The following is a 15,395-nucleotide window of genomic DNA, read 5'->3' on the forward strand; positions in this document are numbered from 1 at the left end:
CGTGTCACCAAGTTCTCTTGCAGCTCCCTTCGGCGCTTTAAGGCAGCGTGACGTCGAAGCGGACTTGCTGGACTCCCGTCCGGGACGACGGCTCGGGCGTCATGATTACCCGATCGCGAGCGTGGGAGGGCACGTCCTGAAGAATGCGGTCCTCGTCTTGATCGCGATCGCCAGCAAAATACATCTGCGTGATGAATGTCCCGAAGGCTGGGTGACTCACTTTGAAGTGCAGATGCGGCGGCCGGATCCATCGCGGCCCTGCTTGGTACGCACCAGGCTTGATCGTCGTGAAGCGATACCGCCCGTCCTGATCCGTAGTCGTCTTGGCCCAATATTGAAAGTTTGGATCGAGCGGCGCGGGATTGTCGCGATCGCGTGGATGGTCGTATCGGCCGTTCTCCGACGCCTGCCACAGTTCCACGACAGCACCCACCACAGGCCGGCACTGGCGATCGCGCACCTGCCCGGTGACCTCGATGACTTGCCCTTTGGCATGGCCCGATTGCCCTTCGATGTGTGTCAGATCGGTATCTATGTCGACTTGTGCCTCGCGCTGTGCGGGAGGCGGGTAGTACGGGCCTTCGGTCTGGCGAGGCGTGGGTGCGCAGGTGTCGGCATGCGCCTCCGGCAGAGAGGCGAGTGCCAGTGTGACCGAAAGGAGGGCGGCAGAGACTGGGAACCGCATGTCCATCGTCCTTCGATCGGTACTATTGCTCGAAGCCGCGCAGCGCGGTCAAGTGGGCGAGAGCACCAAAAGCGGGCAGGACGGGCCGCCGTCGAAAATCGCCCGGTCAATGAGTATAGTGGCGCCATGGGAACCATGATCAGCCGCGAGGAAGTGGTCGATCTCGTGCTTTCGCGCATTCGGGCCGCCGACGCCGAATACGGGGACTTGCGGATGCTCGATTCGACCATCCAGATCGTGCGCGGCGAGGACCGGCGGATTGCCGGCGTGCAGGACAGCCGGGATAGCGGGTTCGGTGTCCGCGTGCTGTATCGTGGCGCGTGGGGCTTTGCGTCCAGCTCGGTGCTCACCGCGGGCGAGGTTCGCCGAACAACGGATCTCGCGATCGCCATCGCCAAAGGCTCAACGCAGCTCACTTCGGATCCCGTCAGGCTCTGCCCGGAACCGGTCCATCGCGCTACCGTCGTGACGCCGTGCCGGCGGGACCCGTTTGCCGTGCCGCTCGAAGAGAAGACCGGTCTTCTGCTGGACACCATGGAGCGCCTCCACCGCCAAGCAGGGATCGCCCGCAGTCATGCGGCACTGTGGGCCCGGCGCGACCGGAAGGTCTTTGCCTCGAGTGAAGGCTCGCTGATTCAGTTCGATCTGCTGGCGACGCAGGGCGAATTCGAGGCGACGGCCGTGCACGAAGGACGGTTTGCCTCACGCAGTTTCAACACGCCGCATTTGCGAACCGGGTACGAGCTGATCGAGGAGGCAGAGTTTCTTCCCGAGGCGCCCCGGATCGCGGCCGAGGCGGTGGAAAAAGTGAAAGCGCCCGAGGTGGAGCCCGGCCAATACGATCTCGTCCTGGATCCCGAACACCTATCGCTGACGATCCACGAGTCCTGCGGACATCCGAGCGAGCTAGATCGCGCGCTGGGGTACGAGGCGAATTACGCTGGGACCAGTTTTTTGACGCCGGACAAGCTCGGCTCGTTCCGCTATGGCTCGCCGCACGTCACGCTTGTAGCGGACAACACTGAACCCGGGACCCTCGCGGCGACCGGGTACGATGACGACGGTGTGGCGTGTCAGCGATGGGATATCATCCGCGAGGGCGTCTTCGTGGGCTACTGCACGAACCGCGAAGTCGCGCCGAAAATCGGCCAGGACCGGTCGCGTGGCTCGAATCGCGCCGACAGTTGGGCCTCGGTGCCCATGGTCCGGATCGCGAATATCGGATTGGAGCCCGGCCAGGCACGGCTCGCCGATCTCATCGCCGACGTGAAGCGGGGCATCTACATCGAGGGCCACGGCTCGTTCAGCATCGATCAACGCCGGTACAACTTTCAGTTCGGGGGCGATGCCTTCTGGCTGATCGAGCACGGCCGGAAGACGCAGATGCTGCGGGACGTGATCTACCACGGCATCACGCCGGAATTTTGGGGCAAGTGCGATGGGGTTGCCGATCGGAGTCATCGGCGGCGATTCGGGTTCATTACATGCGGGAAGGGCCAACCGACGCAATCGGGCTGGATGACGCATGCGGCGGCCCATGCCCGGTTTCGGAACGTCAGCGTGATTCGGGGAAAGGCCGGAGGATGACGGCGGAAACGCTCATTGGCCGCGATGACTTTCGGCGCCTCGCCAATTTGGCATTGAAATCCTCCGAGGCCGACCATACGTTTGTCTCACTGCACGATGTGTCGAGCGGCACCACGCGGTTTGCCAACAATCAGATCGTTCAAAACCTGAACCAGCATCGCGTCACGCTGAGCGTCACCGTGGCGTTCGGCCGGCGACATGGGACGGCGACGGCCACGGATTTCGGGGAGGAATCGATCCGCGACATGGTGAAGCGTGCAGCCGCGGCTGCGCGCGTGTCGCCGGAGGATCCCGAGTACGTCCCGCCCCTCGGACCTCAACAGTATGCGAGCCTGCCGACGACGAACGAAGCCACGGTACAGGCAGGGCCGGAGAGGCGCATCGTCCTCGCCGGTGACGCGATTGCCTTCTGCCGCCGCGAAGGCGTCACCGCGGCGGGTATCGTCGCGTCAGGGGTCGCGGCGGTCGGCGTGGCGGCGAACACCGGGCTGTTTGCGTACGAGCAGCGCACTGATGCGAAGTTCAGTCTGACGGCGATCGCGGGCGAGGCCAGCGGGTGGTCGGCCAACGTGCATCGGTCGATTGAGCGCCTGGATGTGACGAATCGGACGGAAATCGCCATCCGAAAAGCTCAACAGGGGAAGAGCCCGAAAGAACTCCAGCCCGGGCGCTACATGGTCATTCTCGAGCCGTCCGCGGTCGCCGGCTTGATCGGCTACATGATTTGGATGATGGACGCAAAGGCGTACTATAAGCAGACGAGTCCGTTCACCGGAAAGCTCGGCGAGCCGCTCATCGACTCACGCTTCACGCTCCTCAATGCACTGCATGATCCGGAGTTGCTCGCCAACGGGTTCAACTCCGAGGGCCTCCCGGGCGGCGAACTCGCCTGGATCGATGGCGGGGTCTTGAAGCAGCTTCGATATGATCGGTATACCGCGCAGGAGCATCGGGTCGCGCCGACGCCATCGTTTGATGCGCCGCATCTGTCGGCGCAGGCCGCAGGCGCTACGACGCTCGGCGATCCAGCACGTAGCGTCGCCGAGCTGATTGCAACCACCGAGCGTGCGCTCTTGGTCACGAACTTTTGGTACATTCGGGAAGTGAACCCGACCGACCTCACGCTCACGGGGATGACACGCGACGGGATCTTTCTCATCGAGGATGGCCGGATCGCCACACCGGTCGTCAACTTCCGCTGGCACGAAAGCCCGCTGCACGCGCTGAACCGGGTGGAGGCGTTCACAGCGCCCGCCGATGCCGTCTCCAATGAAAACTGGAAGATGCGGCTCCCGGCGCTGAAGATTCGCGACTTCCATTTCACCAGCGTGACGCGGTTCTAGGCCGGTGCCGCTCCCGGCGCCGTCTCCCAATTACTGATATGGGATTGCTCGGTTTCCGCCTTAACTCACCGAGGCTGTGAGCGCTACGATCCCAGCCGTCGTCGGTGTAGCGAGTGAAGGGAGCATGAGCAAAGCCGCGCGTCTGGATCAATTCTTCAAGCACGATCTGTGGGCGATCGATCTCGACTCCGTGCACGGTCTCCGACGCGTGGGGTTACAGACGATCCGACTGATCCTGGCCGCGATTGGTGAATTCCAAGACCGCCTGCTGGACGCACGGGCCGCCGGCCTCGTCTACACGACGCTGCTGTCACTCGTGCCGTTCCTCGCTCTGACGTTCTCCGTACTGAAAGCGTTCGGCGTCCATCAAATGGTCGAGCCGGTCCTCGCTCAGGCGCTTGAGCCGCTGGGCGAAAAGGGCGCCGATATCACGCGGCAAGTCATCGGCTTCGTGAACAATATCAAGGTTGGTGTGCTCGGGCTCGTCGGCATCGGGGGCTTGATCTACACGACCTACGCGCTGATCGACAAGATCGAAGGCACGTTTAATGCGATTTGGCGGGTACCGCGGGGTCGCTCATGGGGGCGCAAATTCGCCGATTATCTCAGCGTCGTCCTCGTCGGGCCCGTCCTCGTCACGGCGGCCTTCGCCCTGCTCGCCTCCGTCCAGAGCAATACCCTGGTGCAAAAAGTGCTGGCGATCCAGCCGTTCGGATATCTTGCCGTCTGGGCCGCACAGCTCATGCCGTACCTCCTTCTTTCCGCGCTGTTCAGCTTTCTCTACAAATTCATTCCCAATACAACGGTCCGCGTCAGCTCGGCGCTCGTCGGCGGAGTCACGGCGGCAGTTCTCTGGGGAATCGCCGGTGAGGTCTTCGCGGCGTTCGTCGTCCAATCGTCCAAATACAGCGCCATCTATTCAGGTTTTGCGATCCTCGTTCTCTTTTTCCTGTGGCTCTATATCAACTGGGTGATCATCCTCGTGGGCGGGCAAGTGGCGTTCTTCCATCAACATCCCGCGACCTACCGGACGCGATTCCTGCAGACGCATGCGACGCACGGGTTTCGCGAGCGCTTCGCCTTGCTGCTTCTCGTCGAGATCGCTCGGCGGCACCTTGCGGGAGGCGGGCCACTCCCGACGACAGAGATCGCTGCGGACATGCATATGCCGCTTTCCATCGTTGAGGAACAGGTGAAGGGGCTCATCGAGCTTGGGTTTCTTTGTCGGATCATCGAACCGGAAGGTATTGGCATCGCGAGACCGCCCGAGTTGATTGCCGTGTCAGAGGTCTTGGACGCCATCCGGGATCGCGACAACCACGCGCGCACAAGAGCTTCCGAGCTCGGAAGTTCAGTGGATCGTCTGTTGGAGCGCCGGAACCGAATTGTGCGAGAGGCGTTTCGAGATGTGAGCCTGCGGTCCCTTGTCAAAGAGACGTTCCCGGAATCCTCCGTGCGCCGAAGCGATGAAGACGCGCACGAGCCGCCATTTGCCTCGGTCTCCTAACGCGGGTCGCAATGCTCATGACCGGGCTCCGCGCTTTCGTCCTGCGCCGGCAGTGGAATCCGTATCATGAACAACAGCCGACGAGTGGAATGACGCCTTCCACTACGGGGTCATTCCACTTCGTCGAAAGCCCTCGATCGTCTGAACGAGATCGGGGTAGTCAGAAATCAGCGCATCGGCGCCGAGCGTGGCGGCTCGCGTCATTGCCGCTGCGGAATTAACGGTGAAGAGAAACACCTGCAGACCCGCCTCGTGCAATCGTTCCACGTGGCGACGCGCGATCCGGTCCTGTCGGCATCCGAGATGAGTCGCCCCAAGCGCTTGAAGTGCCGGCGCGATCCCATCAGGAACGGCATTCATGAGAGGCATGATCGGGGCGGCTGCGCTGTGCGCACGGAGACGCGCCAATTCATCGTGCTGAAATGAGGCGTAGAGCAGCGGCCCGTCGAAGCCCGACGCCGTGGCAGCCTGGATGACCTCTCTGCAGCTGCCTATCGTCTTGAGTTCCAGGATCAGTCCTACCCGGTGCCGGCATGTTGCCAGAACCTCCTCGAGGGCCGGCACACGTTGACCGTCTCTGGTCGGGAGTCGCCGGAGAGCTTCCCATGTCAGCTCGGCCACACGGCCGTGGCCAGTCGTCGTCCGATCAACCGTCTCATCGTGCATGAGAATCGGTGTGCCATCGTATGTGACTCGGATATCGACTTCGACATAATCCACCCCAAGCTTGATGGCCTTTTCAATCGAGCCAAGGGTATTCTCGAGGACGTGTCCGGCCGCGCCTCGGTGGCCTACGATGATCACGGTACTCTGCTCTGCGACGAGGGTTGTCTATAATGGCGTCATGGAGACACTGCAAATCAAGACGGATCGGGTCAAACAAGTTGTCGACCTCACCGACCGGCTCCATGCGCTGATCGAGAAACGGAAAATCGTCGACGGTCTCTGCTGCCTGTTCGTGACCCACACGACCGCTGCGCTCACCACCGGCGAAGTCGGGGAAGAGACGGAAGCCGACCTCCTGGATGTCGTGGAGCAGATGATTCCGCGCATAGATTTTCGGCATGCCCATGATCCTTCGCACGCCTGGTCACACATGGCCTCCTCGATCCTCGGACCATCTTTGGTCGTCGCGATCAATCGAGGCCGCCTCGTCCTCGGCACCTGGCAGTCGGTTCTCTTGATCGAGCTCGATGGGCCGCGGCAGCGCGAGGTCCAGGTGGCATTCATGCCGGGAACTGCCGTTCACTGACCGATGGGAGTACCATCAAGCATTGATCGTGGATGTCCTACCTCTTCCTCCTACTGTTCAAAGACAGGCACGAGCATGACGATGGACAGAAGTGTAACGAGCACCAGAAAGACGAAGCACGCCAGGAGCAGCCGAGGTGCTCCGAGTGGCGCGCTCAAAAGGCGGATTCGGCTGAGATGGGCGAACATCGCGTCTCCTATTTACGGTATGACCATGGGCGGGCGGCGTACGCCGCCCGCCCGCTTTGCTCAGGGTTCGCCCGACGACTCGGTCCTGGGCGCATGATCGGTCGTGATCGGCACTGCACCATCTTGCGATGCCGATATCTCCGGCTCCCCCGTCTCGGTCCTCCCGGTTTCGGAAGGTCCCGGGGCATTGGCCACGGGCGTGTCCAGCTTCACAAACTCGAGATGAACGCGCCGGTTGAGACGTTGACACGTGAGGGATGAATCGACGCAGACCATCGCCTCCTGCCCGATGCTCACAGCCTTCATCGAGTCGGCTGGAATGCCGAGCTCCGTGAGGAACTGCTTCACGGTCTCGGCTCGTTTCAACGCCAACCCCTTGTTGTAGCCGGCGGCGCCGTGCCGGTCGGCGTACCCTTGAATCACCACGGCCCAATAGCCGTTGCCTTTGATCGCCGTGGCATGCTCCTGCAGGACGGCGGTCGCGTCAGCCCGGAGCCGACTTTTGCCGAAATCGAAGTAGACGTCCGCATGGCGAGAGGAAAGCCCGGCGGACTGGTCAGCCATGGCTCGCTCGGTGTCGACCGAACTGATGGAAACCCCAGGCTTCATCGTCGGTGAGGAGACTCCCGGCGCTGCCTCTTTCCGCGGAGCTGGCACCACCGTGCCCGCCTCATGGGCGGCCATTCTCTGCTGCTGAACGTGGAACCCATAGACGAAGAGTCCGACCATAGCGGCAAAGACAAGCAGCGCGATGAGAATATGTTTCACGCTGAGATCGCTGCCCTTGTTGCTTGGCCCGGCTGATTGAATCCTGCCCGACGGCCCTGCTGCGCCCGCTACCGCATGCATGGGCGCCTGTTCGATCGTCTTTGACATACTGTCCCTCCCTCGTTGAGTTGATTGCCTTGTTGTCAGAGCCGGCGGCTGATTGCCCATCACCTCCTTCCCGGTTCAATGCGGGCCGGCGCGGCGGGGAGGGAGCAAGGAAGGCGCCAGTCGCAGAGAGCGTGGAGGGCGCGATGTTCGGCGCTTTTCAATGCACCAACGCCCGAAACGGATCCACGTCCGTGCGGGCGTATCCCCGCCATGCGGGGCTGGCCCCGCATGGCGGTTTCTCTGAACTAAGCGTTAGCGACGCGGGGGAAGAGGCGTGCTGGGTGAGGCAGCGGTGAAGTGTCGCGTGATCAGCCGTGCCACAGCTTCGAAGTGACGGTCGGGAAGATTCTTGAATCGTTTCCGGCAGGCGGCAACGGCATCCTGTGATGACGGGTAGGCCTGAAGGATCTTGGTCAGATGCGCGTAATAGTCCCGCAGTTTCAACTCGACGGTCGCCGCAAGCGCCGGGTCATCGGCGAGCATGGCTGCCGCGCGCCGCATATCCCCTCCCGCTTCAACGAGTGCGCGAAACCCGAGGCCTTTCAATCGTTGCGTCACCGTGCTGCGGTCCCAGCCGAGACTTCGCGCGGTCGCCTGCATGTCGAAACGATGACGCCTGAGGCAGGCTAAGACCTCCTGATCGCCGGTGCCGTCAGCAGACGTCAAACCGGAAGATCGAAGCGGGGGGCTGACAGTCAGCCGCAGGTCTGCTTTCGTAATGAGGCGCTGCTCCGCGAGTGCGACCGCCCGCTCCAGGCACTGTCGCAGCTCACGGACATTCCCGGGCCACGGGGCGGACTGAAGCGCGTGCATCGCTTCCTCGGACAGCCCGATGTCGGACCGCCCCAATTGGCGTGCGGCGTTCTTCACGAACCGTTCAGCCAGGAACGGTACATCCCCGGGTCGGTCGCGTAACGGCGGAAGCGTGACCACGACGCCGTTGAGGCGAAAATACAGGTCTTCCCGAAACCAGCCCTCTTCGACGCCGGCTTCGAGGTTCTTGTTGGTGGCCGCGACGATGCGAACATCGACCGCGCGTGGCTGACTCTCGCCCACCCGGTAGAGCGATTGTTCCTGAAGCACCCGGAGCAATTTGCCCTGCTGATCGGGCCGCAGATCGCCGATTTCATCGAGAAAGAGCGTGCCGCGATGGGCTTGCTCGAACAAGCCCTTCCGCTCGTTCAGGGCGCCCGTAAAGCTGCCTTTGGCATGGCCGAACAACTCGCTTTCGAACAGGTCGGGAGCGACCGCCGCCATGTTGACGGCGACGAACGGCCCTGCTGCTCGCGGGCTCAGCACGTGCACCGCGCGCGCGAACAATTCCTTTCCCGTCCCCGGCTCACCGAGAATGAGGATCGGGATCACGGACCGCGCGGCTTTTTTCACGTCACGGTAGACGTTCAGAACCGCCGGGTCCCGGGTGATGATCCCGAGCCGCTCGCATTCCTCACGAAAGGTATCGGGAGGCTCCGCCTTTGACGTATCGGCTTTGCGGGTCGCGACCCGTAGGCCCGCCAATTCTCCTTCGAGGGCGTGAAGCATGGCGCGGCTCCGTTCTTCCTGTGCCCTTGCTTCGGCCAGCTCGGCGCGCACCGTTTCTACCGATCGCTGCAGCTCGTGCTCCTTCCCGATCGACCGCGCAACAGCCGCCTTCGCCGCTTCCAAATCTTCCTCGAGCCGCTCGACGGCCGACTCCCGACTAATCAGATCGTCGCGCACCGCGGTCAGTTGTGCCTCAACCCGGGCGATCTGCTGCTGCAAGCTTTCGATTCGCCGACCCGCCGCGATGTGAAGCGGGAGCGTCGCGCCGGCGGATGTCAGGGCCGTCGCGGCGAGTGGAACGAAGACGGGGAGGACGAACGCCTCCGTCTGTAACGCGACGAACGACAAGGCGATGTAGGCCGTGCCGAGCAGGCTGATGCCGGCAAACGCGGCCCACTCGGGTACAGAGAGGAGAAGCCATGCCGCAAAAGCAGCGAGTGCCACACTGGCGAGCATGCTGCCCATCGTCCCGGCTTCTTCAGTCCACGAGCCGGTCAACAGCGTGTTCAATGTCGCCACGTAGGCCATCGTCTCACCTGCGCGGTCGGCCGTGGTCCCGTCGCTCGGCGCATGCTCATCCGTCAGGATCACCACAACCTTCTCCGCCACCCACTCGCGCAAGGTTTCGGTATCACCGCGATCGATGGCGTTCCAGACGTCGAGCAATGAATGCGAAGGAAAGGACGGACGTGGCAAGTGCGCCGATCGCCCCACCAGCATCCTGATGTGGCGGTCAGTGGGAATGCGGACGTCATCCGTGACGCTTTCGGAAAGGCGTGCACCACGAACGAGGACCTGGGTCGGACGAAGGACAAGGTGCTCGGCCGGCGCGTCCCAGTAAGCGGCGGCCAACGCCATCCCGAATGCCGGTGCGGCGCGATCCGCAATCCGCCCGAACAACCACACCCGCCGGATAGAGCCGTCCGGATCGGGCGGGAGGTAATTGTGCCCGAGAGTGAGCGCATGCTGGATGAGTGCGGGAAGGGGCGGCGCGGCGGGTGACAGGGCGATGAGCCGCGGCGCTAGGGCCGGCGACACCACGGGCCAGGACGGGTGCGCGATCCGTGCAGAGGCTTCGACGGCGGCATCGCCGAAGGCGCGTACGGAGAGCGGATACACCACTTGGCCGGCCGTACGTGTCGCCTCGATCAGCATGGCATCGCCGACCGCTCCGCCCCGGGTTCCGGCCGTCGATCGGTCCAACCGTGCGTCGAGACCAATGACACGGGCGCCGGCGCGTGCGAGCGCCGTCACCGTCCGTGCGTACACTGCATGGTCGATGGGGCCAGTCCTGAATCGGCCGTCGGTCTCGGCGTCCCGGGTAATGAGCACAATCGCGGGATGGATCGGCGGGGCACCGGCCAATCGTTGCCACATGCCGTAGGGCAGGTAATTGATCGCGGTGGCTACCGGCGGGAGGAGAGCGGAAATGCAGGCTGCCAGCAAGGTCCCACTGACGCCCATGAAGAGTGACAGGCCGAGTCGTGATTGCTTCGCAGCGTCGATCAGGCGTTGCATCTTCAACGGCGAGGCGGTGAACCGGATCGAGAATTGGGCGGGGACTTCATCTTGCCCGCCGACTGTTCAGCGACCGTCAGGGTGTTGAGCAAGCTCTTGGCTTCGTCGAGTGGATTGTTCTTGAGCAAACTGCGGGCTTTGACCACATCTTGCGGGACTCCTGTCCCCGTCGCATAAATCCGCGCGAGGACGAGCCGGGCCGTCGGCGCGCCTTCATCGGCAACGGCCTTGAGGTACTCGAGGATCCGCGAGTGATGGGGCGGCAGCCGGCCCTCGATGCCATTCAGATAGAGGGTTTCCAACCGCTGTTGGGCGGGTTCGCTCAGCGCTTCGGCCTCGCGGATGAGCAAATCCAGCCCGTCATCAATTCGACCGCTCTCCAGCAGGACGTCCCCGATGAGTTGTGCTGAATCGGCCGCGCCATTGAGGTACTGCTTGCGCAGGTCCGTCCGATAGGCGGCGAAGGCATCGGCGATGAGCCGACTCTCCTCAGGGCGTTTTCCTTTTGCAAACACACTTTGCCGGAGCTGCGATAAGGCGTCCTTTGCCTGCGCGTCCTGTTGGTCGGCCGCCCGGTACCACCATTGGACCGCCACGGCGAGGTTGCGTTCGACGCCGCGTCCCGCGGCGTGCGCGCTTCCGAGGAAGTATTGCGCCCGGGGCAGCCCGGCGAGCGCCGCCACATAGAACTCCTCCGCGGCGACCGCATCCTGGCCACTGAGCTTTAAGAGCAGTCCCAAGTTGTAATGCGCGTCCGCATGATCCGGCTTCACTGTGATGACATCCCGGTATGCGGTCTCCGCCCCGACCCGGTCGCCCATCGCGTAGCGTACGTGGCCGAGCGTGTAGAGCGCATGGATCGAATCCGGCTGAAGCCGCCGGACGGTCTCTAACTCATCACGGGCACCGGCCCAATCCCGGCGCGCCAAGAGCACGGTTGCGAGATGCAGGTGCGCGATCGCGGACTCGGGATCGAGGCGCAGCGCGCTCCGAAACGCCTCCAGCGCATTTTCAAAGTCCCCGAGCAGATAATAGGCTTTCCCCAGGCCGAGCCGAGAGCCGATGCGGCTCGGGTCGAGGCGCATCGCCTCACGAAACTCGTCGACCGCGCCCGGATAATCGCTTGACCGCAGACGCTCCATCCCCAGCAATTCGTGCGCTTCCACGTCATCGGGCTCGGTCACGAGTGCGGCCGTCGCATCGGGTGCCGCCGGCGGTGAGCCGTCCGGCCTCTCGATTTCAGCGGATGGCACGGCGGACGGCGCGTCCTGCGAGCCTGCGAGAGGCGGCAGGGCAAGCGCGCCCAGACCGAGGATCATCAAAAGGATGGAGAGCGGCATGGGCATCATCTCTCTAGTATCGGGTCCTCGAAACGGACCGCAACCAGTCGGTGGTGTGGCGCCATCGCATCACTCACTGGGCATGCGGTTGAGATGACTCACGAGCATGCCGGCGATCATCGACAGATCAAAAGGCCATGCGTAGTGGATCGGCACACGCGGATATTTGGCTCGGAGTCGCTCCAAGCTCTCGGGGATCTCGATTTCGGCATGGCTGCCTCCGGGCGTAAACATGGAGGAGACGACCACGATGGTCTCCGCTCCCTGCTTGATCAAACCTTCAACCGCCTCCTCGACGGTGGGCGCGCAGAATTCATTGTACGCGACCGCAAAGAGGTCGTCGTCCAGCAGCATTCGGACCTCGGCCGCCAGGGCTTCGAGGCCGGCTCGATACGGATCGGTATCCTGACTCCGTGGCCAAGTCCGGATGTGCCGGTCCAACTCCCGCTCGTCGTCGCTCGGGGGCTGGGATTGCGCGCGCCGTCGCGCCTCGAGACTTTTCAGTCGAGTCACCCGTTCACGGGGATAGTCTTTCGGGATGGCGCCATGACCGACGAGGACCACCCCGCGGCGTCGCCGCTTTGCCATGTCAAACCTTCACACTGCGAACTCCGCCCAGAGAAACGTGTGATCGGAGGGGTTGGGACCACGCCGCGGTTCAATGTCCACATCCACCGCCGTGCAGCGATCGGCGAGGGCAGGGGTTGCCAAGATATGGTCGATGCGCCAGCCCTTGTTCTTGTCGAGTGAACTCGGGCGGAGATAATCCCAAAAGGTGAACTGTTGTTTGTCCGGATAGAGCTTTCGGAAGACGTCCACGAAGCCCCACGCCACCGTGTCCTTGTACGCCCGGCGCACCTCTTCATGGAAGCACACGTGCCTGAGATGTTTCTCGGGGCTGTGCACGTCGATGGGCTCGGGCGCGACATTCATGTCACCGCACCACACGGCAGGCTGACTACGTGTGAGATGCGTCTCGAAGTAATGACGCAGCCGCATGAACCAGCCCAGCTTGTACGTGTATTTGGGGGAGTCGATCTTGAAACCGTTGGGCACGTACGTATTGATGATCGGGATCCCGCGAATCACGACGCGCATGAGCCGCTCATCGTCCGGCTCCGGCTGATCGTCGTTGAATCCGAAGAACACCGCCTCGGGTTCGGTACGAGAGAAGAGAGCCACGCCGTTGTAGGACTTCATCCCGCGGTACACAACATGGTAGCCGCTGCCCGCGAACGCCAGCGCGGGAAAGTGTTCGTCCTGCACCTTCGTCTCTTGCAAGCAGAGGACGTCCGGCTTGTGGCGATCAAGCCACTCGAGCACGGTGGGCAGCCGCATGCGAATCGAGTTGACGTTGAACGTGGCAATTTTCATGTAAGAAAGGCGGAGGAATTATACCGCAGGAGCGAGGCGGCGAGTAATGGGAATTCGAGACCCGACGACGCAGAGGACTGAGGAGAGCACGAGTTTTATGAGAAAGAGGATGGTGGGCGACTCGCGCCCACCATCTCGTCGGCGTTCAGCCGGTTTTGCGGACCTCGCCCCGCCACGCGCCCGTTTCCGTCCCCCGGGACTCGATGAACTCCTTGAAGCGATTGAGATCGCCTTGGACGCGTTGAGAGACGATTCCGACGGCATCGCCGGCTTTTTCGACGAAGGTTTCCGGATCGTATTCCAGTTGGAGCATGATCCGGCATTTGTCGGGCGCCAGTGAGTGGAAGGTCACGACGCCCCCGTTCGGAGCCCCCATGCGGCTCCGCCAGGCGATCCGTTGGTCAGGAACCTGCTCGATGATCTCGGCGTCCCACTCCTTGTCCTTCCCGCCAATGTTCGCGCGCCAATGCAGATGCTTGTCCGTGACCTGTTTGACTTCCTGCACGCCCTCCATGAACTTCGGGAACTCTTCGAACTGGGTCCATTGATTGTACGCGGTTCGCACCGGCACATTGACATCGATCGATTTCTCAATCGTTGACATGTGTCCTCCTTTGGTCAGAAGTTCGTGATCGCTGTTGTTTCGAGTGTAGGGAAAATCAGGGAGGCGGACTATAGGGGCCGCGTGGCCGATGGTGTCCGACGGGAGGGCTCGACGTGTCGGACCGGGCCGCAGCCGGAGCTAGGGTTTCAGACGTTTGGCGAGATCGACGAGTGTGGGGTGAAGCGAGGCGTTCGAGGCCAAGACTCCGCGGATGGCGGTTTTCAGTTGATTGAACGGAACGGGACTCCCGGTCATATCGCTCCAACAGCCGCCGGCCTCCTCGATCAACAAGACGCCAGCAGCGATATCCCATTCATTCAACCGATCGACATTGATCGTCCCGTCGCTCCGCCCGGCGGCGACGAGGGCCAACGTATAGGCGATCGAGCCCATCGGCCGGCACTCGACGGCGTCATCGATGACGCGAAACGCGTCGCGCCGATGGCCGGACGGATTGACGAGTATGGCCGGCTGCGCCGGCACATCGGCTCTGACTCGCAGCCGGTTCTGATTCAGCCATGCCCCGCGGCCCTTGATCGCGGTGAACAGCTCATTGGTAGCCGGATTATAGATAACGGCGCACGTAGGCCGCTGCTCCTCGACCAACGCCACCGAGATCGCGTATTGCGGCACACCGGTCATGAAGTACTTCGTGCCGTCTATCGGATCGATGACCCACACGCGGCTCTTTTTCAGTCGCGCGGGATCGTCCGGCGTTTCCTCTGACAACCAACCGTCGCCGGGAAAGGCGTGGAGGAGCGTCTGTTGGAGGATCCGGTTGACCGCCAGATCCGCCGTCGTGACGGGGGAGCGGTCGTGCTTGATATGGGTCTCGAACCCGTGGGCCGCCAACTGCAGGACCTGTTGCCCCGCCTCATGGACAGCCGCTTGCACGACCGCAATCTCTCGGTCCATCGTACATGCCTCCTCTGTCACCCTATCAGGTTTAGGCTACCCGGAAAAAGAGACGGTCACGGGCAAAAACTGAAGACTCAGATATACTGCTTAGTACCGATGGCAACCGAGCAGGTCATGAGCGCGGCGTTGAGTTGTCCCGACTGCGGGGACGCGGCCGTTCTGCGGGCGCCATGCTTCTCTTTCTTGGAGCGCTGCGCCGCGCTCTTGCGCTTGTCCCCGTTTCGCTGTCAATCCTGCAGCCACCGTTTCATCGCGTGGAGCCATCGCTTGCCGGCGACCAGCGCCGTGGACCGACGTGAACATCGGCGCATCCCCGTGCGGCTCGCGCTCTCGTTTTCCGGTGGCCGGGTTCGCGGCACCGGCACGGTCCTCGATATCTCAATGGGCGGCTGTGTGATCGAAAGCGACACGATCATGCAGCTCGATGACATTTTCTATCTCCAATTGATGCTGCAAGAAGGACGTCCGCCCGTCGAGGTCGCCGCCATGGTCCGGTCAGTCAGAGGCCGTCTGGTCGGCTTCAAATTCCTGCGCTCGGCCCGGGATAACAAGCACCTCTTTGAATTTCTCCACGCCAACGGCGCCTCGGGCCCTCGCTAACTCTCGCTCTAGTGTCCTGTCTCTGAAGTGCGCTGACAAAATCGAGCCACGCTGGCCAGGA

Annotated in this window: 14 protein-coding genes; 5 read left to right on the forward strand and 9 right to left on the reverse strand. The window is 62.7% G+C overall.

The window, feature by feature from the left end; genetic code table 11:
* Positions 1–37: 37 nt before the first annotated feature.
* Positions 38–685 carry a dioxygenase family protein gene (locus tag AC1U7K_RS17560; protein ID WP_480253055.1) on the reverse strand — a complete coding sequence of 216 codons (648 nt, stop codon included), beginning with the start codon at positions 683–685 and terminating at the stop codon, positions 38–40.
* A 126-nt stretch (positions 686–811) separates the two neighbouring features.
* On the opposite strand from AC1U7K_RS17560, the gene AC1U7K_RS17565 reads away from it, so the two are divergent.
* From AC1U7K_RS17565 to AC1U7K_RS17575, 3 genes are all read left to right on the forward strand, one after another.
* Positions 812–2,272, forward strand: coding sequence for a TldD/PmbA family protein (locus tag AC1U7K_RS17565; protein ID WP_480253056.1), 1,461 nt, complete (start codon positions 812–814; stop codon positions 2,270–2,272).
* A complete protein-coding gene (locus tag AC1U7K_RS17570; protein ID WP_480253058.1) occupies positions 2,269–3,615 on the forward strand; it encodes a TldD/PmbA family protein in 1,347 nt (448 codons plus the stop codon). Before AC1U7K_RS17565 ends, AC1U7K_RS17570 begins: the two co-directional genes overlap by 4 nt.
* A gap of 124 nt (positions 3,616–3,739) precedes the next feature.
* Entirely contained in the window at positions 3,740–5,122 is a 1,383-nt protein-coding gene (locus tag AC1U7K_RS17575; protein WP_480253060.1) for a YihY/virulence factor BrkB family protein, read from the forward strand.
* 102 nt (positions 5,123–5,224) lie between these two features.
* Here AC1U7K_RS17575 and AC1U7K_RS17580 read toward each other — a convergent pair whose 3' ends face one another.
* Complete coding sequence (locus tag AC1U7K_RS17580; protein ID WP_480253061.1) at positions 5,225–5,926, reverse strand: glycerophosphodiester phosphodiesterase; 702 nt, start codon at positions 5,924–5,926, stop codon at positions 5,225–5,227.
* Between the two features lie 40 nt (positions 5,927–5,966).
* Here AC1U7K_RS17580 and AC1U7K_RS17585 point away from each other — a divergent pair, with 40 nt between their 5' ends.
* Complete coding sequence (locus AC1U7K_RS17585) at positions 5,967–6,374, forward strand: secondary thiamine-phosphate synthase enzyme YjbQ (RefSeq protein WP_480253062.1); 408 nt, start codon at positions 5,967–5,969, stop codon at positions 6,372–6,374.
* A gap of 248 nt (positions 6,375–6,622) precedes the next feature.
* Here AC1U7K_RS17585 and AC1U7K_RS17590 read toward each other — a convergent pair whose 3' ends face one another.
* The 7 genes from AC1U7K_RS17590 to AC1U7K_RS17620 all read right to left on the reverse strand — a co-directional run bounded on the left by AC1U7K_RS17590 (position 6,623) and on the right by AC1U7K_RS17620 (position 14,731).
* Entirely contained in the window at positions 6,623–7,438 is an 816-nt protein-coding gene (locus AC1U7K_RS17590; RefSeq protein ID WP_480253064.1) for an OmpA family protein, read from the reverse strand.
* 252 nt (positions 7,439–7,690) lie between these two features.
* A complete protein-coding gene (locus AC1U7K_RS17595) occupies positions 7,691–10,498 on the reverse strand; it encodes a sigma 54-interacting transcriptional regulator (protein ID WP_480253065.1) in 2,808 nt (935 codons plus the stop codon).
* 2 nt (positions 10,499–10,500) lie between these two features.
* Entirely contained in the window at positions 10,501–11,838 is a 1,338-nt protein-coding gene (locus tag AC1U7K_RS17600) for a tetratricopeptide repeat protein (protein WP_480253067.1), read from the reverse strand.
* Between the two features lie 69 nt (positions 11,839–11,907).
* A complete protein-coding gene (locus AC1U7K_RS17605; protein ID WP_480253069.1) occupies positions 11,908–12,426 on the reverse strand; it encodes a sirohydrochlorin chelatase in 519 nt (172 codons plus the stop codon).
* A gap of 9 nt (positions 12,427–12,435) precedes the next feature.
* Entirely contained in the window at positions 12,436–13,212 is a 777-nt protein-coding gene (gene xth, locus AC1U7K_RS17610) for an exodeoxyribonuclease III (RefSeq protein WP_480253071.1), read from the reverse strand.
* A gap of 145 nt (positions 13,213–13,357) precedes the next feature.
* Complete coding sequence (locus AC1U7K_RS17615; RefSeq protein ID WP_480253073.1) at positions 13,358–13,816, reverse strand: SRPBCC family protein; 459 nt, start codon at positions 13,814–13,816, stop codon at positions 13,358–13,360.
* A 138-nt stretch (positions 13,817–13,954) separates the two neighbouring features.
* Positions 13,955–14,731 (reverse strand): inositol monophosphatase family protein, encoded by a 777-nt coding sequence (locus AC1U7K_RS17620; protein ID WP_480253075.1) that lies wholly within the window; start codon positions 14,729–14,731, stop codon positions 13,955–13,957.
* Positions 14,732–14,848: 117 nt separating this feature from the next.
* Here AC1U7K_RS17620 and AC1U7K_RS17625 point away from each other — a divergent pair, with 117 nt between their 5' ends.
* The gene (locus AC1U7K_RS17625; RefSeq protein WP_480253077.1) at positions 14,849–15,334 is read left to right on the forward strand and encodes a PilZ domain-containing protein; all 486 of its coding nucleotides are present in this window, start codon (positions 14,849–14,851) and stop codon (positions 15,332–15,334) included.
* Positions 15,335–15,395 lie beyond the last annotated feature (61 nt).

It is taken from the genome of Nitrospira sp. Vd2 (assembly GCF_979581665.1).

What these genes read in the sequence shown, in the direction of transcription:
- AC1U7K_RS17585 (WP_480253062.1), top strand. Translation starts at nt 5,967, where the DNA reads ATGGAGACACTGCAAATCAAGACGGATCGGGTCAAACAAGTTGTCGAC.
- AC1U7K_RS17570 (WP_480253058.1), top strand. Translation starts at nt 2,269, where the DNA reads ATGACGGCGGAAACGCTCATTGGCCGCGATGACTTTCGGCGCCTCGCC.
- AC1U7K_RS17565 (WP_480253056.1), top strand. Translation starts at nt 812, where the DNA reads ATGGGAACCATGATCAGCCGCGAGGAAGTGGTCGATCTCGTGCTTTCG.
- AC1U7K_RS17590 (WP_480253064.1), bottom strand. Translation starts at nt 7,438, where the DNA reads ATGTCAAAGACGATCGAACAGGCGCCCATGCATGCGGTAGCGGGCGCA.
- AC1U7K_RS17575 (WP_480253060.1), top strand. Translation starts at nt 3,740, where the DNA reads ATGAGCAAAGCCGCGCGTCTGGATCAATTCTTCAAGCACGATCTGTGG.
- AC1U7K_RS17625 (WP_480253077.1), top strand. Translation starts at nt 14,849, where the DNA reads ATGAGCGCGGCGTTGAGTTGTCCCGACTGCGGGGACGCGGCCGTTCTG.
- xth (WP_480253071.1), bottom strand. Translation starts at nt 13,212, where the DNA reads ATGAAAATTGCCACGTTCAACGTCAACTCGATTCGCATGCGGCTGCCC.
- AC1U7K_RS17600 (WP_480253067.1), bottom strand. Translation starts at nt 11,838, where the DNA reads ATGCCGCTCTCCATCCTTTTGATGATCCTCGGTCTGGGCGCGCTTGCC.
- AC1U7K_RS17595 (WP_480253065.1), bottom strand. Translation starts at nt 10,498, where the DNA reads ATGCAACGCCTGATCGACGCTGCGAAGCAATCACGACTCGGCCTGTCA.
- AC1U7K_RS17560 (WP_480253055.1), bottom strand. Translation starts at nt 685, where the DNA reads ATGCGGTTCCCAGTCTCTGCCGCCCTCCTTTCGGTCACACTGGCACTC.
- AC1U7K_RS17605 (WP_480253069.1), bottom strand. Translation starts at nt 12,426, where the DNA reads ATGGCAAAGCGGCGACGCCGCGGGGTGGTCCTCGTCGGTCATGGCGCC.
- AC1U7K_RS17615 (WP_480253073.1), bottom strand. Translation starts at nt 13,816, where the DNA reads ATGTCAACGATTGAGAAATCGATCGATGTCAATGTGCCGGTGCGAACC.
- AC1U7K_RS17620 (WP_480253075.1), bottom strand. Translation starts at nt 14,731, where the DNA reads ATGGACCGAGAGATTGCGGTCGTGCAAGCGGCTGTCCATGAGGCGGGG.